The organism is Clostridium sp. 29_15 (assembly GCF_001916075.1).
Classification (GTDB): Bacteria; Bacillota; Clostridia; order Clostridiales; family Clostridiaceae; genus Clostridium; species Clostridium lentum.
The window spans coordinates 14136-36921 of sequence record NZ_MNRT01000032.1; the positions used below are offsets into that span (position 1 = coordinate 14136).

General features: G+C 28.4%; 13 protein-coding genes and 1 pseudogene. All 14 read right to left on the minus strand.

Annotation, left to right across the window (positions count from 1 at the left end; translation table 11 throughout):
• Positions 1-4: 4 nt before the first annotated feature.
• The 14 genes and pseudogenes from pyrF to BHW04_RS06950 all read right to left on the minus strand — a co-directional run bounded on the left by pyrF (position 5) and on the right by BHW04_RS06950 (position 22691).
• Positions 5-877 (minus strand): orotidine-5'-phosphate decarboxylase, encoded by an 873-nt coding sequence (gene pyrF, locus BHW04_RS06885; protein ID WP_302699257.1) that lies wholly within the window; start codon positions 875-877, stop codon positions 5-7.
• Positions 878-895: 18 nt separating this feature from the next.
• On the minus strand, positions 896-2095 hold the full coding sequence (locus tag BHW04_RS06890; RefSeq protein WP_302699258.1) for a dihydroorotase: 1200 nt from the start codon (positions 2093-2095) through the stop codon (positions 896-898).
• 5 nt (positions 2096-2100) lie between these two features.
• Positions 2101-2346, minus strand: a complete 246-nt coding sequence (locus BHW04_RS06895) for a hypothetical protein (protein WP_302631042.1) — start codon at positions 2344-2346, stop codon at positions 2101-2103.
• Positions 2323-3231, minus strand: a pseudogene (gene pyrB, locus BHW04_RS06900) (aspartate carbamoyltransferase); the annotation flags it as partial. The pseudogene pyrB and the gene BHW04_RS06895, both read right to left, overlap by 24 nt.
• A 195-nt stretch (positions 3232-3426) precedes the next feature.
• A complete protein-coding gene (locus BHW04_RS06905; protein WP_302623662.1) occupies positions 3427-4206 on the minus strand; it encodes a serine hydrolase in 780 nt (259 codons plus the stop codon).
• A gap of 159 nt (positions 4207-4365) precedes the next feature.
• On the minus strand, positions 4366-5466 hold the full coding sequence (locus BHW04_RS06910; RefSeq protein ID WP_022211942.1) for a 6-phosphofructokinase: 1101 nt from the start codon (positions 5464-5466) through the stop codon (positions 4366-4368).
• Between the two features lie 160 nt (positions 5467-5626).
• Positions 5627-6697: a hypothetical protein gene (locus BHW04_RS06915; RefSeq protein ID WP_186835595.1), complete on the minus strand. Its 1071-nt coding sequence runs from the start codon at positions 6695-6697 to the stop codon at positions 5627-5629.
• 146 nt (positions 6698-6843) lie between these two features.
• A complete protein-coding gene (locus tag BHW04_RS06920) occupies positions 6844-7272 on the minus strand; it encodes a hypothetical protein (RefSeq protein WP_022211944.1) in 429 nt (142 codons plus the stop codon).
• A 7-nt stretch (positions 7273-7279) separates the two neighbouring features.
• Complete coding sequence (locus BHW04_RS06925; RefSeq protein WP_022211945.1) at positions 7280-7834, minus strand: ImmA/IrrE family metallo-endopeptidase; 555 nt, start codon at positions 7832-7834, stop codon at positions 7280-7282.
• A gap of 131 nt (positions 7835-7965) precedes the next feature.
• Positions 7966-10134 carry a type IA DNA topoisomerase gene (locus BHW04_RS06930; protein ID WP_302699259.1) on the minus strand — a complete coding sequence of 723 codons (2169 nt, stop codon included), beginning with the start codon at positions 10132-10134 and terminating at the stop codon, positions 7966-7968.
• A gap of 138 nt (positions 10135-10272) precedes the next feature.
• Positions 10273-11979 carry a methyl-accepting chemotaxis protein gene (locus BHW04_RS06935; protein ID WP_302699260.1) on the minus strand — a complete coding sequence of 569 codons (1707 nt, stop codon included), beginning with the start codon at positions 11977-11979 and terminating at the stop codon, positions 10273-10275.
• A 296-nt stretch (positions 11980-12275) separates the two neighbouring features.
• Positions 12276-13055 (minus strand): hypothetical protein, encoded by a 780-nt coding sequence (locus BHW04_RS06940; protein ID WP_302699261.1) that lies wholly within the window; start codon positions 13053-13055, stop codon positions 12276-12278.
• Positions 13048-13311: an immunoglobulin-like domain-containing protein gene (locus tag BHW04_RS06945; protein WP_302699262.1), complete on the minus strand. Its 264-nt coding sequence runs from the start codon at positions 13309-13311 to the stop codon at positions 13048-13050. The genes BHW04_RS06940 and BHW04_RS06945 overlap by 8 nt, the downstream gene beginning before the upstream one ends.
• 17 nt (positions 13312-13328) lie before the next feature.
• On the minus strand, positions 13329-22691 hold the full coding sequence (locus BHW04_RS06950) for an immunoglobulin-like domain-containing protein (RefSeq protein WP_368072955.1): 9363 nt from the start codon (positions 22689-22691) through the stop codon (positions 13329-13331).
• Positions 22692-22786 lie beyond the last annotated feature (95 nt).

Genomic DNA, 22786 nt, shown 5'->3' on the forward strand with positions numbered 1-22786 from the left:
CCCACTACATAGCTTTTACAGCTGCTCTTATAGCATCTCTCATATTAATTGCTTCATTTCTTGCACATTCTGCATATTCCAATTCTTTATTTTCCTTTTTATAAGCTAATAATATTCCTCTTGATGAATTAACCACTCCACCATTGCCATTCTTTAAATAAAGTGCAACATCTTTGGCAGTACCACCTTGTGCCCCATATCCAGGTATTAAAAAGAACATATTGCTATATCTATTTCTTATTTCCTTACCTTCTTCCACATGAGTACACCCAATTACCCCACCAATTGCTGTATAACCATATCTTCCTTTTACAGTTTGTCCAGCTTCTGTTATCTTATCAGCTACTTCATTATATAACTTCTTTCCACCTTCTATATCTAGATTTTCAAAATCTTCTGCACCTTTATTTGATGTCCTTACTAATACAAAAATACCTTTTTTGCCACTTTCCATATACGGCATATATGGTTCAATACTATCCATTCCCATATATGGACTTAAAGTTATAAAGTCTGCCTCAAAGTCTCCTGTAAAATGTGCTTTAGCATATTGTGATGCAGTAGCAGCTATATCGCCTCTCTTAATATCAGCAATAATTATTGCATCTTTTTCTCTTAAATACTGTAAAGTATTCTTATAAGCAATAAGCCCAGCTAATCCCAAGGCTTCATAATATGCTATCTGCACCTTATAACATGCAACAACATCAAGAGTTGCATCTATTATTTCCTTATTAAATTGAAATATTGCCTCATCTAAGCTTTTTCCTGATAAAATATGTTGTGGTATATATGATGCATCTGTATCAAGCCCTAGACACACTACACCTCTTTCCTCAACTCTCTCATACAATTTATCTATTATTAACTTACCCATCACTTACCTCTCCTTAACTTAAGATTTATAAACTATCTTACCTTTTCTTATAGTAATCATAACTTCTCCAAAGTATTTTCTTCCATGGAAAGGAGTATTCTTTCCTTTTGACAGGAAAGTTTCCTTATTAACTACTATTTCTTTATTTAAGTCTAGCAAAACCATATCTCCATCATATCCTACAGATATCAATCCTTTATTCATTCCTAGTATTTCTGCTGGCTTCTTAGACATAAGCTCACTTAATTTATTTAGTGAAATACCATTTTCCTTCACCAATGTTGTATAGCAAATAGAAAAGGCTGTTTCTAATCCTACCATACCAGGTGCTCCATTTTTCTTATCTTCCTCCGTATGTGGAGCATGATCTGTTCCTATACAATCAATTATCCCTTTCTTAATGGCATCTATGATAATCTTTATATCTTCCTTATTTCTTATTGGAGGGTTTATCCTATAATTGCTTATGTTTTCATCAAGAGCAATATGATGTGGTGTAACTTCACAAGTTACCTTTACACCTTCTTCTTTTGATGTTGTTATTGCTTTTACCGCTTCTTTAGTACTTACATGGGCCATATGAAGATGAGCTCCTGTTACCTTGGCCAAATATAAATCTCTAATTGTCATTAAATCTTCAGCAATTCTCATATCAATTTTAGAAAAAGTCTTATCTTCAGCATGAGACATAACTACCCAATTATTTTCCTTTGCAAATTCCATTGCCTTCATCATTACGCTGGAATCCATAATTCCTACACCATCATCTGATATGGCTTTTACTTCCTTATCATCCTTAAAATTTTTTAAATGCTCTATACTGCTGCCTTTAAAATTATCAGTTACTGACACACATTGATGTATATCTATAAGTCCCACTTCCTCTGCTCTATCTCTTACATGATTTAAAACATCATAATTACTGCAAATAGGACTAGTATTAGCCATAAGACAAGCTGCAGTATATCCACCTTTTACCGCTGCTTTTGATCCACTTTCTATATCTTCTTTATGAGTAAGACCTGGTTCCCTAAAATGTGCATGAGTATCTATGAATGCTGGCATTAACACTAGCCCATTTCCCTCTAATACTTCTACGCCTTCTTTAATAATCTCTAAGCCAACCTCTTTTATTATTCCTTCTTCAATATATATATCTCCATGAAAATTCTGAAAGGTATCAATTATATTGACATTTTTTATAAGTAAGTTATTCATATTTCCTATACCTCCCTTGGATTAATTATAGTATCGCAATATTGACATTTGTATGATCCCTTATCTTCATCCACAAGCTCAAAAACATCTTCTAAGTATTTTTCATCACTTGTTATACATCTAGGATTATTGCATTTTAATATTTTACTAATCTTTTGAGGTAATGGAGATTTTATCTTTTTAATTATTTGTTCATCTTTAGCTTCATTTATGTATTCCACTCCCCTAAGTAATTTAACTATTAAAGCCATTCTTACATACATACCAAACTCTGCTTGCTTGAAATAAGCGGCTCTTACATCTTTGTCTACTTCAATATCAATTTCATTAACCCTTGGTAATGGGTGCATAACTATCATATCTTTTTTAGCTATCTCCATTTTATGTGAATCTAAAATATAGCTATCTTTTAATCTTAAATATTCATTCTCATTGAAGAATCTTTCCTTTTGAATTCTTGTCATATATAAGATATCTAGGCTTTCTATAACCTCTTCAATCTTTTCTACCTCACAATACTCTATATTATTTTTATCTAACACTTCCTGTCTTATATACTGTGGAATCCTTAATTCTTTTGGAGAAATAAGGATAAATTTTATATTTTCATATCTAGACATGGCTGTAATTAATGACTGTACTGTTCTACCATATTTTAAGTCACCACATATACCTATGACATGATTATGCAGTGTTCCCTTCAAACTCTTAATAGTTAAAAGATCTGTCAATGTCTGAGTTGGATGATGATGTCCTCCATCTCCTGCATTTATTACAGGCACCTGTGAATACATGCTTGCAACCTTTGCAGATCCTTCTTTAGGATGTCTCATAGCTATAATATCTGAATAAATTGAAACCATTTTTATAGTATCGGCTAAAGTTTCACCTTTGGCTGCAGAGCTTGAATTTGGCTCAGAAAAACCTAATATTTTTCCTCCTAACCTCATCATTGCAGCTTCAAAACTAAATCTTGTTCGCGTACTTGGCTCATAGAATAATGTTGCTAATATCTTGCCATTGCAACAATTGGAAAATTCATTTGGATTTGCTATTATTTGATGTGCTAATGTAAATATTTCATCAAGTTCACCTATAGATAAATCCATAGGATTTATTAAATGTCTGCTTTTCATATTTTCCACTCCTTTTTTAACTTCTCTGAGTTAAATTTAAAAAGAATTAAAAAAACGCCTCCCTTTATATCAAAAGGAAGGCATACTAATCCTAATATTCTACCAAAATCTGCTTCCTTTTGAATCTCTCTGGACTCCCTTAAAGGTACTCATTTTTACTTAGGATAACATTACTTCTCAATATTGTCAATATTATTAACTCCAATTATTAGTTATTTCATCCCACATCATTTTTCCACATTTAGCTAAAGTTATAGTTCCATAAACACTGTTTGGCACTTTTTCTGATAGAACTGTAAAGGTGAAATTTCCCTTTTCATTGTGTATATACTCTGTATCATTTTCAACAGATAGCTTATCTCCAGTTTTGCTAGATATTTCTGATTTTAAATCATCTTGGATATATAATGCTAGCTTATTCTTGATTTGTTGTCTTTCTAAAATATCAATAAGCATTTGCCCATTCTCTTTATTTAAAAATGTTCCATTATATAAATGCTTCCACATCATACACAAATCATATGCTGAAGTCATATTTTCTATATTTACATCCAGCATACGTTCATCTGCTGTCTTCCTATTTAACTTAGTATTTTTTAACTCCATTGATTTTATATCTTCATTGATTTGTTCCATGCCTAATATATCAATTATCTTATTAGCTGCCGTATTATCACTTTGAATCAGCATAATTACCATCAACTCAAATAATGTATAATCTCTATCATCAAACTCATGAATTATTCCTGTACCATATACTTTTTCATCATTTAATACCTTTATCTTGTCCATAAAATTAGCTCTCTTATCTTCCACAGCTTTTATAAGTGAAATAGCTATAGGCAATTTCATACATCCTGCCGCAGTCATAGAAACGTTTTCATTATATCCATAAGAATATCCACTTCTTAAATCCTCAAAATAAAACGAATAATTTCCTACTCTTGTTTCTAAATACTTCTTAATACAATTCATCTAATACCCTCCGGTTTATATTGTTTTCTTTTTTAAATATTTTAACATAGTCATATAATTTATTAAATATTCTTTTTCATTTCCTAAAAATATACATCAATTGATAATATACTAAAAAACTGCCTATTTTCATAGACAGTATTCTTCTCTTCAGTAATATTAGTCTGCAAAGGATATTCCTATTTTTTTTGCTATCTTTACTAATTCTCCATCTGGATTGACATTCTTAGTTTTTTGTCCTATTACATTTTCAAGGGTATCACTGGTTATAGTATCTCCCTTTAAACATACCATTTTACCAAATTCCCTATTTACAATCATTTCAACAGCAGCAACTCCATATCTTGTAGACAATATCCTGTCATAAGTACAAGTATTCCCCCCTCTTTGAATATGTCCAAGAACAGTACATCGTACTTCTTTATCTTTCATTAAGCACTCTATATCACCAGCTAGTTTATTACCGATACCACCTAGCCTAATTGGATCTGGACTATCCTTAACAATCTTTGATATAACCACATTTCCATCCTTAGGTTTTGCACCTTCTGCCACTACAATTATAGTAAAGTTCTTACCACAACTTTCTCTCTCCTTTACCTTATCTATTATCTTATTTAAATCATATGGTATCTCTGGAATTAAGATAACGTCTGCTGAACCTGCTATTCCTGACTCTAAGGCAATCCAACCAGCATTCCTTCCCATTACCTCACATAGCATTATTCTGTGATGTGATTCTGCTGTGGTATGAAGCCTATCTAATGCTTCTGTAACTACATCTATTGCTGTATTGAACCCAAAGGTAACATCAGTGGATGCTAAATCATTATCAATTGTTTTAGGCACTCCTATTACATTAACACCTTTTCTAGCAAAATCCCTTGCAGATGTTAAAGTACCATCTCCTCCAATGACTACCAATACATCTACTCCCTCTTTTTTCATATTTTCTATAGCTACATCTGATACATCTTCCTTGCTTATAACACCATTTTTTTCTACCATATAATTAAACAAATTATCTTTATTAGAACTATACAGAATAGTTCCACCTCTGTGAAGTATTCCTGTTACAGTTTCCATGGTCAATGGCATGAAGTTATTATGATATAGTCCTTTATAACCAAACCTATAACCTATAACTTCAATTCCATAATTCAAAATAGCAGCTCTTGTTATAGCACGTATTACTGCATTTAATCCTGGACAATCTCCTCCACCTGTTAGTAATGCTATTTTCTTAATTGGCTGAACCATATAAAATCCCTCCCCATATACTACTTTTATATCTTTATTTATTATATAAAAGTCATAACATCTGATTACATCATTTACCACTTTACTACCTATTTTCACTGCTATTACTATAATATAATTCATAATAAAATTTAATACTAATTTTTATAAAATTTATTGACTAATTATAAGTAATTTCAATTCTAGCATCTTCATTAACTCCATCACATGAAATACTTATCATATTTTTACCTTTAATAAGTTCTAATTCGAAATATTCATTTACTTTTTCAAAAGTTCCATTACTTCTTCCTACATAATATTCATCCATTATTTTACCATTTTTAAATCCACCTACTACAAACCTTTCTACGCCTTCCTCCTCACTTTTCATCAATATTATATAAGCTTTATCATCTTCTACTTCACCTTCTGCATTTGGTGCTTTTGTAAACAACTCTCTATTTTCTGTATATATTGTTGGCATTAAAGCTTTATCACCATATGTAAGAGTTATTTCATTTTTAGATGTAATATATGTAATAACACTATTACTTTTTACTCTATCAACAGTATTATCTATCATAATTGTATATGATTTAAATAAATCTTTTTTATCACTAAAATATTCTTCTGACGATACTTTACCTATATATTTTAATTGTGAAATTCCTTTTTCAACTAATTCAACACCACTACAAGGAGTATTTTCAAAAGTAAAATATCCACCATCTACAATATCTACAGCAATCCATTTATTATACTTATCACTGTAGTATTCAACAATATAATATATATCATATTTATCTTCATCTTTTTTACTACATCTAATCTCACCAATTCTTGCATCATATCCTACAGAAGTAATAAAATCTCTTACAATTATAGCCATATCCTTAGCTGATACAATTCTTTTTTCACCAATTAATCTGATAATATCATAACCATTAAGAGCCTTTGTATCATCCACATTATCTAAAGTTACTACCTTGCTTGCAGCTTCTGATACCTTTAATATATAATTTATCTCATCATCGCCTTTATCTATTTTATCAAGATTATAAAGAGCTCTTAACATTTCTATTCTTAAATCACTTTCCTCTTCATAAAATAACGCTATGCTATCACCATTATAAATATTATTCCAAAGTTTGATTTCATATTTTTCTTTTGGTTTTACTGAATCATATATTCCATAACCTAATCCTCCTAGTACTACTGCTACTATGATTATCATCAATAATTTCTTCATATTTATCATCTTCTTTCATATATTTTTATACTATTATTTTCGTATATAATACAAAAAAAATTAAGAGACACTTAAAATGCCTCTTTAAATGTACTAACTTATTATTATATTATCTAATTAATTTGATTAAATCATAGTAATAATTATTAACTACTTTTTTCACTTTTCTTAAAATTACCTATAAACTCTAAAAAGTCTTTACTTCCATTTACAGGGAATAAATTTGTTACTATTATTTTAAAAATAGCTACTATTTCAACAAATACTCCTGTAACTATAAGCCTAAATGTCCATTCTTCCATCTTCCAACTTCCATTACCTATATTGCTAACGAGTTTATTTATAAAATGTACTTGATTTATTACTATTCCTAAAACCACTAAACAAATTATTATCTTTATCTTTTGATCTGACCTTTTTTCCTCTTTCCAAACATCTAAAATCTTTATAAGTTCAATTTGTTTTTCAATATCTTGCTTAACTTCATGACTTATAGTACTATCTATTATTTCACTTGTTTCTTTATCATCTATAACATCTGATAATTTTATTTGATAATTGTCTTTTTGCTCCATTTTATACCTACATTAACCCTAACTTTTGTACTCTCAAATTCATTGCAGAAGCTGAAACTGCAAATATTTTAGATAATTCTAAAATAATATTTTCATTTGAAAATCCAACCTTTTTCAATGTCTTAAAAGAATATTCTACTCTATTTTTTTCCATTAAAAGTGCAGCTGCAAATGCATTTGCTTGTATTTCAATAATTTTATTTTCATTATTAATATCTCTATGTAAATCTATACATTCACCCTTATTTTCCAAATGTCCTAAAAAATAATGACCTAATTCATGAGCAATTGTAAATCTCTTTCTATTTATAGGATCATATTTATTGACATAAATTTCTATGGATTCATTTTCTTTAAGTATTCCACCACAAACACTATCTTCAGCAATATCTTTAAACTGTACATCTCTAACAGCAATTCCCACTTTAAGTGCTATCTTTACAGGATCAATTGGAAATTCATTGAAAGAATACTTTTCAATTGTATCTTTAGCTTTTTCTTCTATTGATTCAATCCTCATCTCCCCACCTACTTTCCTAAATAAATAAATAACCTTATCCATATATATCACCTCATATTAGCTTTAAGTGTTTCCATATTTATTATTAATATACTTATATGAGCTTAATATATGGCATTATTACTTATTTATACTTTAACATTTTCATTGACAATGGACAAGTATTATTATTTTTAGTTTATAAACTCCATTTTCCAGTTATAATATCCTGTCTTTTCATCTTTTTCGTATCTTAAATATGCTGAGAATAAAGTTCCTTTCTTACTCTTAAGATTTCTAAAACCTACTTTACCATTTTTAAGCAGTAACTTTACCATTTCCTTAGTCACTTTCTTACCCATACTTTCAATGAATTTATCATTTTTCCAAATGGTATATTTACAACCATTTTTCCAATTGGTACAACCAAATCCTTTTTCTCCTTCAATTATATCATTACCACATACAGGGCATTTACCTATACTTTCTGTTCCTTCTGGTAATTCTACTTTAAAGTTCTTTAGCATAGCTGTATCTTTCTTAATATCCTCTACAGCTTCTACAGTGAAAGCTTTTATCATGGATAAGAAATCATCTTTCTTAAATTTACCTTTTTCTATATCAGATAAAGTCTTTTCAAGTCTTCCTGTATATTGTAAATCTAAAAGTTCTTTAACAGGGAATATTTCAACTAAAGTTTTTCCAAGGTCAGTACAAGTTAAACTCTTACCTTTTGATTTAATATATCCAGTATCCTTTAATTTCTTAATGGTTTCAGCCCTTGTTGCCGGTGTTCCTATACTAAATCCACTTAAAATTGCTTGCATCATCTCTGGAGAATCTTCTTCATCTTTAAAACTTTTTCCGCATGTCTCCATAACTCTTAATAGAGTTTTTTCATTGTGAAGCTTTGGTGGTTTCTTAGTTACAGTATTAACTTTTTCATCAACTACTTGTATAATTTCCTTTCCATTTACAAAAGGTAAAATAGTATCTTTTGTTTCAATTTTTTCAACTACACGCCATCCTTCAACTATTTGAACTCTACCTTTAGCAGCAAAAATACCTTTAAATTTTTCATCATGAATTTTTACTGTTAACTTAGTTTCCTCAAATTCTGCTATAGGCATAAATTGCATTATAAATCTATTTTTAATTGAATTATATACTATTTCTTCATCTTTACTTAAACCTGTTGGTCTAATATATGTAGGTGTTATTGCACTATGGCTTTCTACCTTAGAGTTGTCAAATATTCTTTTATTATCTACAAACTTAATTTGCTCTTCATACAACAATCCATTTTTCGCTACTTCAAGAACTTTTTTAGTTTTATCTTTTAAACTTTCATCTAAAGCAACACTTCCTGTTCTTGGATAAGTTATAAATTTCTTTTCATAAAGGCCTTGTGCCACCTTTAATACCTTATCTGATGTCCAACCTTTATATTTACTTGTTATATAACCTTGTAAGTTAGATAAATTAAATAATAGAGGGGCATATTCTCTCTTCTTTTCCACTTGTTTCTCTATAATTTCACCTTCTTTATCTTTAAGATGCTTTTTTAATTCTTCAACAACTTTTTTATCTTCAAACTTTTCATTATTATTTTCATTATAATAAGTTCCTTCAAACTCTTCATTATTCTTTGTCTTAAAAGTTGCCAACAGCTTATAGTATGTAGATGCTTTAAAATTTTCTATTTCTTTATCTCTATCATATATTATTTTTAATGTAGGAAGTAAAACTCTTCCTATATTAATCATTTTTCTTTCTTTACCTGTACCACCATATCTTAATGTTGCTACTGAAGTTAAATTTATTCCTATAATCCAATCAGCCCACTGTCTACTTATACCTGCATCTTGAAGGGATTTCATTTCTATATTTTCCTTTAAATTATTCATCCCTTTTCTAACTTCATCTGGAGTCCATTCATTTAATAGTAATCTATATATAGGCTTATTTTGATTTAAGTACATAAATACTTCCAGTGATATAAGTTCACCTTCACGGTCTTGGTCAGTTGCAGATATAACACCATCCACATCATCACGGTCTATTAATGTTTTAATTATATTAATTTGCTTTTCTGCACCTTTATCTGTAACACTTCTATTTACGTTATCACATTTTACTTTATATTTAAAATCTTCAGGTATAAATGGAAATTTATCCATTCTCCACCCTTTCATATTTTCATCATAATCTTTGGCATCAAATAATTGAAATAAATGACCAAAAGCCCAGGTTACTAAATAATCATCACCTTCAAAATACCCATCTTTTCTTATTTTTATATTGTATGCATCTGCAATATTCTTAGCTACAGAAGGTTTTTCTGCTATTATTACTTTCTTCACTAAAATTTTCCTCCAATAGTCTGTTCTATTTATCATCTATTAATTATATATCTTTTTTTCATAAAAAAATAGACAGATATTAAGTTTTCAATAATACTTCTAATAACTGTCTATTTTTATTATTTAATTTTTATTAAACTATCTTAATTTAAATTTATCAATCATATTTTGTAAACTTTCAGATTGACTTGATAATTCTTCACTGGCAGCAGCACTTTCTTCTGAAATTGCTGTATTAGATTCTACTACCTCTGCAATTTGGTCTATACCATTATATACTTCTGAAATAGCCATTGCCCCTTGCTCTGTTAATTCTGCTATTGTACCAATTAGCTCTACCGCTTCCTTAGCTTTTCCTACAACAGAACTTAATGCTTCTGATGCTTCATCAGCAACATTCTTACCATCATTTACATTATTTATAGAATCTTCTATTAATATTTCTGTATTCTTTACAGCCACTGAACTTTCTTCTGCAAGCTTTCTAATTTCATCTGCAACAACTGCAAATCCTTTTCCTGACTCTCCAGCTCTAGCTGCTTCTATAGCTGCATTAAGTGCTAAAAGATTTGTTTGTTCTGATATACTATAAATAGTATTGATTATTGATTTAATGTTTATAGATGACTCTTCTATTTTATTCATAGCAGTCACCATTTCATTCATTTTTTCATTATTTAATTCAATTTGATTTCCTAACTCTCTAGTTAAAACGTTTGTGCTATTAGCTTGTTCAGTTGAAACTTTAACTTTTTCATTTATTTGTCCAATAGCAGCCATTAATTCTTGAATTATACCAGCTTGATTTATAGCTCCTTCTGATATAATTTGAGCTGTTGATGCAACTTGTTCTGAACCATCCTTAACTTGCTCAGTAACTATTTTAATATCATAGAATGTATTATTTATAGAATCTACTATCTTTTCTAGTGATTCTTTTATCTCTATAAATTCACCAATATAGTTATCTTCAATTTCAACATCAAAGTTACCTTCAGCAAATTTATTTAATACTTCTGTTATATTACTTATATTATCTTTAGTAAATAAAATCATTTCTCTCATACAATCTGCTAATACACCAATTTCATCTTCTGATGTATATTCTATTTCTAAATCATAGTTACCTTTAGCCATTTCTAATGCAGCTGCTTTTATTTCTTCAACTGGATTAGAAATACTTTCAATTATAGCTTGCACAACTTTTGTTATAAGTATTAAACCAATGATTATTATTACTATTATTATAATCATTACTATTCCTATGTATCTAGTAGTCCCTTGTATATCATCTTGAACATTTGTACTTATTTTATCACCTATTAAAGATACTTGTTCAATTATAACATCTAATACTTCTGGACAATCATTTAATATAAGTTTATTAGCTTTTGCCATATCCTTATTATTTATTGCTGTTAATATTTCGTTACCTATATTTATCCACTTTGATATATTATTACCAAAATTCTCAAGCTCTCTTGCTATTTCTGGATCTTTGTTAATATTATAAACATACTCTAATTCAGTAGTTATTTCATTTACATATTTTTTCACATTTTGATCATATGATGATATATTTTCACCATTTTCAGCTCTTATATAAGCATCTCTTATATCTCTTGCTAAAGTTAATATACTTGTTGCAGTTTCTTGTATTGATATTTCAGAAGCATACTCAGTTTCAACAAAACTTTCAAGTTGCCCTTTTAAATACATAAGACCTACTCCAGTAGCAACCGTAATAGTTGAAATAATTATTACTGCTACAATTAATACTTTTTTTAATTTTTTTGAAATTGATAAATTCTTAACTGACGTTAAATTTTCCAATTTATTGTTCATAATTAAAGCTTATCCTCCTCTTTTTAACATGTTATATATTTTAGCATATTTCGATCTAATTTGCTAACCTTTTTTTAAACTTTTAAAGTTTTATTAACTTTTGTATTAAATAACCATTTTATGCAAAAAAAACAAAGCTACATGCTAATTTTTTAGCCTATAGCTTTACTCTCTTTCTATGTTTTTTTTAATTTCTTTTTGCCCAATTTCAATAATAATTTGTCTGCGCAAAAAAAGAGAGCTTCCTCTAGTACAATTTATTAAAAATTATATTAGATTCTTCTCTCTTTTATTTTTTATCTAAATTCAAATATCAATTTAAATTTACCTCTAACTTTTCCTCCAGCAAAATTATTTCCATATTTAGCTGTAAGACCAAATTCTAGAATTTCACTATTTATATCACCGTAATCCTTAATATAATAATTTGGATTACTTAATTGATTATTGGCATTATTTGTTTCACCATTACTTGGTGTGCTTTCTTCAGAGTGTTCACTTGAATTAGTATATGACTCTCGTTGATTTTCACCATTACCATTTTCTTCACCGCTACCATCATTTGCGTCATTTTTAGATGGTAATATAGTTTCACTCTTACTACCTGTAGCTTGATTCATGGTTTTAATCTTAACTTCACTCATACCAACAGTTAACCATAATGGTGAATCCTTAGTAAATACTTTTGTGTTGTCTATTGATGATTCTTCATCAGATCCATCTAAACTTTCACCACTTCTATTTTCTTGAGGTGATTCATCATTTTCCATTTCACTACTTTTACTTTCAAAGTAAACTCCTAAAGCCATTTTTCTTAATGATTCAAATTTATCTAAAGATTCAAAATTTGTATCATTTGGATTAACTAATTCTAGTTCACCCTCACTCTTGCTTAATCCTTTAACATAAACTTCCATCTTAGAATTTGGATTATTATTTTTAATTCTAATTTTTGATGATACAAACCTATCCTTTATATTTTCTGTTGTACCATTTTCATTTAATAAGTTAGTTACTACTTGGAATGGAATATCTGTAGTTACTGTTGCTTTAATTGTTTTAACTACATTAACCATTAATCTTATACATAGTTATATTTCCATGAGTATCAGTAACCTTATAATTTACTGGATAAATTCCAACTTCTTTAGGATTAACTTCCCCTTCAATTTCAACTTTTAAGTCCTTATCATCATCTTCTACGTCTGATATGCTAACTAAACTTTTAAAGTATGATTCCATATACTCTTGAATATTTTCCTTCATACTATTTAATTCAACAGTTACAGTTCCTATCTTTTCTCCATCTTCTCCTGTGGTTTCATTTTGCACTACATCTTCCTTTGGAGCTATTTCAGGTGAACCATACACTTGAATTGTTTTATATTCAGTTGTAGTTCTTCCCCAACTATTGTATACTCAATATTAAATATACCTGATTTATCAAACTTATAGTTAAAGGCAGTCATATCAATTACATCACTAGTATTGATAGTTCCATCAATTGAATTACTTTTATCAAATGTAGCTGTACTATCAGTAGAGTTTACATTACTTGCAGATTTATTAAATATTCCTCTAATACCATTTGAAGAAATAGTTTTAGTTGCATTTTGGCTAATAGTTTTATTAATTTTTAAATCATCATTTTTTATAACTAACTTAACTTTCTTACCTAAATCATCATCTATTTCATCTGAAGTTACAACTCCACCTAATAAATTAAAAGTATCACCTACAGGAACTCTAACAAAATCCATTCCTGTAATTTTAGGTGTTTCATTATATACAGGAAGTAAAATAGAATTACGTTCTCCTGTTCTATTTTTATTAGACGTATCTTTAGTAAAGTAAAACCTTACATTATCTAAATTATCTGCTTCTTTAGCACCTTCATTATAATCTACTTTTACATTAGTCTTAGAATTGTATTTCCCCATTACATACATCATATCAGGACGATTAAATCTAATTTGTAAATAATCACCCTCATACACATTCTGATTATTAAATCTATCAAATTTTCTTTTATTATCACCACTTCCAGCACTACTTGATGAAAAGCTTTCAATTATATTATCTCTACCATTAGCTCTATATAAACCAATAGATAATACATTTTGAGTTTCACCATGTTCTTGATATATTATTTGTTCACCTTTTGTTGTAACATTTAAAGTTCCAATAAAATTATTATTTGAAGAAGGTATTACCTTTATTCTAAAAGGATTTAATCCTCCTCTATCAACAACAGTAAATACATTTTCATCTATTGCCATGGTTGAATCGTCATAATGTGCTACTAATCCTTTTTTAGTAATTTCAAAAGTTACATAGTCTAAATAATATCTATTACCTACACCTTTACTATAATCAGTATATACATCACCTAATATTTCTCCCTTTATACTAAAATTAGGTGTTTGTCTTGCAATAACTTGAATTTTATAACCATATTCTAAGTTTAGATTTTCTATTTCTTTAATAGAAAAATTAGTAGCTTGAGGATTATTTGTTGCATCTACTGCAGCTGAAAAAACTATTTCAGTAGTTTTATTTACATTTTCTCTCAATACTTTTATTTGGTAATAATTTTCAATCCCATTTGAAGTTGCAATAATTTTATTTACAAAAGCTTCAAAAGTAATTTTAGGTTTATGAGTAATTTTATCTTCTCTTAAGTTTAATTTAAAAGCAGTCAAATCTTTCTCTTGTTGATTACGTCCACCAAATAATAATTCATGTCTATTTATACCTGGATTAATAGTTATATTCCTAGTTGCAGTAGATTGTCTTCCCCAACTATCAGTTGCTATATATGTTATTTCATATAATCCTGGATCTTCTGGTAATTTATTTGTAGTATCTCCATTAGATGTATTATTATTTTCATCTGTAGTTCCATCATTAGGTGTATCACTTGAATTACTTCCATCACTTGAATTACCACTTCCTTCAGAACTAGTTCTAGTACTTGATGAAGTTGAACCACTTTGTGTAGTTCCATTAGTAGATTCTGCTGGTACATTTCCAGTCTTTCTATAAGTTGTTTTTATACTACTTTCTCCTAATGTACCATCTAAATCATCATATACATTTATGCCTTCTGTTAGTTTATATGTTTCTCCTAAATACTTACTAAAGTTATCTGAACTTATGTAAATACTTGGTGCATCATTATATAATGCTTCTAATCCGGCATCAGTAATTTCAAATCTTACGTTGACAATATTATCTTTCTTTACTGCTCCTGAATCGTATAACTCTCTAGCATTTAAAACTCCACCTGTAATTCTTATCATACTTGTAGTAATTTCTTTTTTTTCTGGTGTAGATGGAGTATTTCCTTCTACTATTCCATTTGAATCATTTTCTGAACTACCATCAGTTCCTTCTGTACCTTCTAATGAAGAGTTTTCATTAATTATAGAAATATTTCTTTCACTTGGATTTTCATCAGGTGATTGCTGTGGTGGTGTTATAGTTGTAGTATTATTTTCTTCATCTAAATCTGAAGCATATAGTGAAATATAATCACCATATTCAAGTTGCCACTCTTCTAATTTCATTATTTCTGAAGATTCACCTGTAATACTTCCTTTTAAAGATATTTTTTGCTTTTCTTCACCATTTTCATTATAAAGCACTATTTTAATAGCTTCTTTTTCTGGATTATCTGAATCAATTTTTATACTCTTTTTATTTTTAATTTGTAGTTTTACTTTTACTTCAGTTTTAGAATCTACTGTATTAAATTCTTCATTAAATCCAATTGTAAATACTCTATTATCATTAGTTGGTTTACTTGTTTCAGTATCACCTTTATCACTATCTTCTGTTTCACCTTCATTACCTGAACTTCCTCCAGAAGTAGTATCATCTGTTATTGATTCACTAATAGTTTGTGTATTTCCATTAGTTTCAGTATTTTGTGATGGCTCTTGATTTGCAGTTCCTTTTGAGTAAATATCTATTTCATTGCCTACTATATTACTAACAATTTTTACTGGTCTAGTTAATGTTCCATCTCTTCCCCAGCTATCAGTAACAATATAAGTAATTTCATAATTACCTACTTCTTCATAATTTACTGCACTTTCATCAACACCAACATTTGAAGGTTCTATATTTCCATCATGATCATCAGTAACTGTTAAATCTTGATTATAATCATATATTTCTCCTTTTTTAACAGTTATTATACCTTTGTCAGCTTCATTTTGATTTGGATAAGTTATAACTGGAGCTTCATTATAAATAGCTTGAATTTGAGTACTTCCTATTTTAAATCTAGTATTTTTAAAAGTATCTAATTCATTTTCATCTATACCATTTGATAAATCTAATGAATGATTATTTAAATTATTAACTTTTTCAATATTACCAGCAATTGATAGGTTTTTAGGATATTTAGTTTCAACACCTATAAATATTCCTTCTTGATACTCTAAATCATTAATTTTTTTAATTTCATCATCACTTATAAGTACATTTCCTTGTACTTGTAAAGTTTTTAAAGTAGCTCCATTTCTATCATAAATAGAAAGAGTTAATACACTTTCACTATCATTAGAATATAATGCTGCTGTAGGTTTATTGTAAACTTTAAGTTTTTTCTCTAACTCATCAAAACCTATCTCTAAATAATTTTCATCATTATTTTCTGACTTTAATTTTAATATTACACCCTCAATATTATTTTTAGGTACAACATTGAATTTTCTAACTTTCGTTGTTGTTACTCCCCAGCTGTTTGTAACTGTGTAAGTAACTTCTTTTTCACCTAAAACTTTAGTGTCTATATTTTCTGAAGTGTATTTAACTTTAGAAAGTTCTATATGTTCATTAGTATCAGTTATTGTTACACCATTTAAATACTCTATAGCTTCTCCTCTTTTTACTTCAACTGAAGTATTTTCATTTTCTTCAAAAGTTATAACTGGAGTAGATGCTTTTATTTCTTGTAATCCATCTTCAGTTATTTTAAATCTTACTTTTTCCATTTCAGATATTAAACCATTGCTATAGTCATGAGTTTTATTTTTAATATTACCTTTAATTTTTACTTTTTCATGGTTACTTGTCCAAATACTTATTGTATCACCAATATTAAAAGTATACTCAATTAATTTATTTAATTGATTTTTTATATTCTCTAATGAATTTAAACTTTCTGTATTAGCTAATGAATCTATAGTTGAGTTAACTACTATCTCACCATTATTATTAAATACTTTTATTCTAAACATCTTTCCATTATTAGATTCTTCTTCTGGTGATATATTTTCTGCAGGTGGTGTAGTTTCTCCTGGTGCTTCAACTTCTTCACCATTACCTTCATCTGGTGCTAACTCTCCAGTTCTACTTTCTTGCTCTTCAGCATTATCATTAGGTCCTTGTGTTTCTGTATTAGTATCTTGAGATTTATTAACTAAGAATTTTTTATTACTTGCATCAAAATCAATTTTAAATAATAAATCTGTGCTACTTTCATTTGGATTATACACTTCAATACTATTACTTTTAACTTTAGATACAACTTCAATAGTTCGTACTTTAGTAGTAGTTCTATTCCAATTATCAGTAGCTGTATATGTTATTTGATGTATACCTAATTGGTTTGTATCTATACTTTCTGGTGATACTGTAAATGTATTGCTTGTATATCCATTATCATGAGAAACTGTTATACCTGTACTTAAATTCACTCTAGCTCCCTTTTCAATTATTTCTTTAGCTTCTGTAAAACCATCTATTACTGGAGCTTCATTATAAATAGCATTTAACCCTTCTGCTTTTGGATTAAATCCAACGTTATTCATAAAATCAATATTATTAATACCATTAGAATAATCTTCTTTTATTTTATCAGCTTTAGATATATTTCCAGTAATTTTAAGATTAGGTACCACTACATTTCCACTTTCAGTTTCATCTTCAGAAGTAAATGGAATAACTTCATTTTCACTACTAGCTCTCCAAACTCTAATAACATCTGTTTCAACATATGAAACATTATTTAATTCTTTTAACTTTTCAGTAGTTCCTTTATCATTACCTTGTAGAGTTTTTGCAAACTTTACATTTCCATCTGAACCCTTTATCTGAATAGCAAATATATCTTTTCTTGGATTTTCTATATCTAAATACTCATCTCTTGCATTTATTACTTCATACTTATTAGTTAAAGTATTAAATCCAATTTCAAATGCTGGCTTTTTAGAGTTAGTTTCTACATTAGAATTATCACTATCTTCTGGTGATTGTGAACCAGAATTTTGTTCATTATTATTTCCAGTATTAGTATTGCTACTACTATCAACTATATCTTCATTTATAGTTGTTCTTGCTTCTAAACTTTCATTATCTTCAGCATATACTTGAATTTTATTTTTATATAACTGTGGTCTAACAACTACTTTTCTTGTTGTTGTTCCAGTTCTTCCCCAGCTGTCTATATAAGTATAAGTTACAGTTCTTTCTCCTAAAACACTAGTATTTATACTATTTTCCGTATCTCCATCTTTACGAGTATTTTCATTTATACTATAAGTTAAAATATTTCTACCATTGCTAGAATTAATAGTTTGATTGTCTATTTCATAAGTTGAATTTAATATATTAATATTTTTATCATGGTCATCTTCAACTAATACCCCACTTTTTAAATCAAACTGTTTTCCATTTGTATAATCTTCTGAGTATATATCAATATCTTTAGCAATTATCTCTGGTTCTTTATTATAAACAGCTTCAATACCTGTTGCTTTAAAATAAAATCTTGTATTTTGGAAAAGTTCTTGAGTTGCACCTTTTGTATAATCATGATTATTAACTTTATCTATAACATTTCCTGTTAAAAACATTCTATCTGGTGCTTTTGCCCAAAATTCTATATAATCTCCATCTTTAACATATTGATTGTTAAAGCTAGCAAACTTATCATTAAGTTCATTTTGATTTTTTTTACCTGATTCAGTCCCTATAAATGTTCTCTCTATAGTGTCTTGACCTTGTCTAACTAATTTAATTTTTAATGCATTTGTTCCATCTTGATAAATTATTGGTTCACTATAACCTTCTACAATTATTTTCCCAATATTATTTGTATTAGAACCATTATCTGATATGTCAAACTTAATTTTAAAAGGTTGTAATCCACCTCTATCTATATTTGTTATAACATTTTTTATGTTATCATTTAAATCTGTGTCATTGTAAATTGCAATTAAACCATTCTTAGTTATTTTAAATTGAACATAGTCAAGATTCATTTTATTTTGAACCCCATCTGAATAATCTTCTTTTACATCACCAAGTATTTCACCTTTTATTCTAAAATTCGGTGTTTGCCTTGCATAAATTTTAATTTTATCTCCATACTCTAAGTTTTCATTTGCTAATCTTCTCATATTAAAGCTTGTATTACTTGGATTATCCTGTACCCCAACTTTAACTTCAACAATTCTATTTCTTGCTCCAGTATTTTGAGTGTCTCTAAATATTTCTACTCCATAATAATCATAATTATTTTTAGCTGTAGCAAGAATTTGAGCATCTATTAAAGCTTCAAAATTAATCTTAGGCTTATTGTTTTCTTCAACTAATTTTAATTTAAAAGCCGGAAGATCTTCTTCGCTTCTATTACGGCCACCAAATATTAGTTCATGTCTTTCTAAACCTTTTTGAATAGTTAATGTTCTACTTGCTTTTGCTTCACGTCCCCAACTATCTTTTACTACATAAGTTACAGTATATGTCCCTACTTCAGTTGGAAGTAGATTTTTTACATTTCCTGTAGTTTCATTATTACCACTTGAATTTTCAGTGCTTTCTTGTCCATTTTCTAATGTAGCTCTTGCATCTCCTGACGTTTCAGGTGTGTTTGTATTTTCTGATGACACTATTTTTTCATAAGTTGCTGTTATCTTATCAACATCTATTTCTCCATCCTTATCATCAGTTACTTGCATATTTTCAGTTAACTTGTAAGTTTCACCTAAATAATGAGAAAATTCTCCTAAATTAACTATAGACTCACTTGTATTTTGTATTCTTGAACTATTATTACTTTCTGGTATAAGTGATATTACTGGTGCAGCATTATAAATAGCTTTAAGACCTTCTTCTGTATTTTCAAATCTTACATTTAACATTTGATCTTCACTACTTATCCCATCTGAATAATCAGCTTCTGTTACATTTTCTGTCTTAGTAATCTCTCCTGAAATTTTTAACTTACTTCTATCCTTAGCCCATACACTTACATAGTAACTTTCGTACATTTTTATTTCTTGTAAGTTTCTTTCAAAATCACTATAATCAGTAACATTTTCATTTAAAGTTACAGTTCCAACTAAATTCATTTTATTATCAAAAACTTTAATTTCAAATAATTTATCAGTTGGATTTTCACTTATTCTTGTTCTAGAACTATTTTCTTCACCTTCATCTGGATTACTTGGTTGTTCAGGTTGTGATACATCTCCACTTCCTGTATCTTCCCCATCACTACCTCCTTCTTCTGTTCCTTGATTTTCTCCATTACCTACATTTTCAGAGCCTTGTATTATTTTCTTAAATGTTAATTTATTTTTTACTGTATCAAAACCTATTTCAAATAATTTATTATTACTATTATCATCAAGTGATATTAAATTGTTTTCCACTTTTGATACAACCTTAACATTTCTTACTTTACTAGTTGTTCTTCCCCAACTATCTGTAACAGTATATGTTACTCCATAAACTCCAACAGTATTTTTATCAAATCCTGTCTTATCTATTACTATATTATTCTTAATATTATTTTTATCATCAAGTTCATCTGTTGTAGTTACACCATCATTAAAGTTTGGTTCAGTTCCTTTTACTACTCTAAGCTCATCTAATCCATTTAAAACAGGTGCTTTATTGTAAATAGCCTTTAATCCATTTTCAGTAAGTTGAAATCTAGTATTTTTCATATTATCTGAATTAATAAAACCATTTTTATAAGGATTTGTTTCAGCATTTACATTATCACTTGGAACATTAGCACTTTCATCCTGCTCACCAGTTTTAGATGATGTATTATTTGTTTTATCAGTATTATTATCTGAATCCGGTGCTAAATTACCAAAAATTCTTACTCTATTTAACTTAGTGTTATCTGTTGATACAAAATCTATCATATCTCCATATTTATAATTAATATCTAACTTTTCTATGGCATTTTTTATTTCTATACCTGATGCATTACCACTTACAGGTAAGCTTCTTTGCTCTACACCATTTCTATAGGTTTTTATTATAAGAGCAGCACTATTTATACCATTAATAGTATCAGTAGTAGCATCACTAACTTTTAGCTTTCCTGTAATATCATCAAAAGAAATACTTAAAATTGGTGTATTAGTACCATCTTTAAATATCTTTACAGTATTATCTTCTAATTTATTTTTAGCTAAAACTTTAACTGTTCTTGTGGCAGTTCCTGTTCTACCCCAGCTATCTGTATATTGATAAGTTACTGTTTGATTTCCTAACTTGTATTTATCAAATCCTACTATAGTAACAGAACTTAAATCAGTAATTTCTTTATCATGATCATCTGTTATTTTTACCCCTTCTTTAGGATCTAAATCTTTACCTCTTACAATTTCTATAGTATTTGATGAAAAAGTAATTGTAGGAGCATCATTATGGATATATTTTAACTTATCTTTAGTCATTTCAAATCTAACATTATCCATATAATCTCGATTTGTTACTCCATTAGCATAGTTTGCATCAGCAGGTTTAGATTCAATATTGGTGTCTCCTTCAATTTTCATATCTGTAGAATTTAATGCCCAAACTGAAATTCTATCACCTTCATTGTAAGAATATCCATCTAATCTATCTAAAGCAGATGCAAATCCTGTTTCATTTCCTCTAATGGCTATTTCTCTTTTAACTATATTTCTAACTCCATCTATAATTTTAATTTTAAATGCAGCTCCAGAGTATCCTTTTATAGCTTCATGTTTATTAGATATTCTATTAACTTCTATTTTATGATTTACAGAATCAATAGTCATATTAAATAACTCATCAGTAGTTCCTTTAGAATAAAACTTAAACTTAACTTGCTCTAATTCATTCTTAGGCTCTACTGTAATTATAGCTTTCTTAGTTACTGTTGCTCCCCAACTATCTGTTAATGTGTATATAACTGTTTGTTCACCTAACTTCATATTATTAAAGACACTATGATCTAATAATAAAGGAATATGATTCTCTTGATCAAAAGTATCACTTATTGTTATCCCTTTAGATAAATCTATAATATCCCCTCTTTGTATTGTCTTTCTCCAAACTTCCTCATTATTTTCAGTTGTTTGACGATATCCAGATTCAGTTGGATTTATAGTTATAGTTGGATCTGTATTAGTTGCTATCTCCAATCCAGTATTAGTTATTTTAAATAATGTTCTACCTCTTTCTAAATTTGAAGTTCCATGTGCATAAATACTTGATTGTTCACCTATAACACCACTTATTGGCAACTTTTGTGAAGCTGCTTCTTTATGATAAACATAAATATAATCACCAATTTCATATGGAACATTATTTAAAGCATTTGCAGCCTCACTTCTTTCATTTCCTCTAATTACAACTCCTTTTTTAAGTTGCATTCTAGAATCATATAATTCAAAAACAAAGTACTCATCTGCATTATTAGTTGTCATAATACGCATGTCCATATCTGTTACTTTTATAAGCTTTTTATTAGTATCAAATTTAATTTTAAATCTTTCATCTTTACCATTACTATATCTAACAC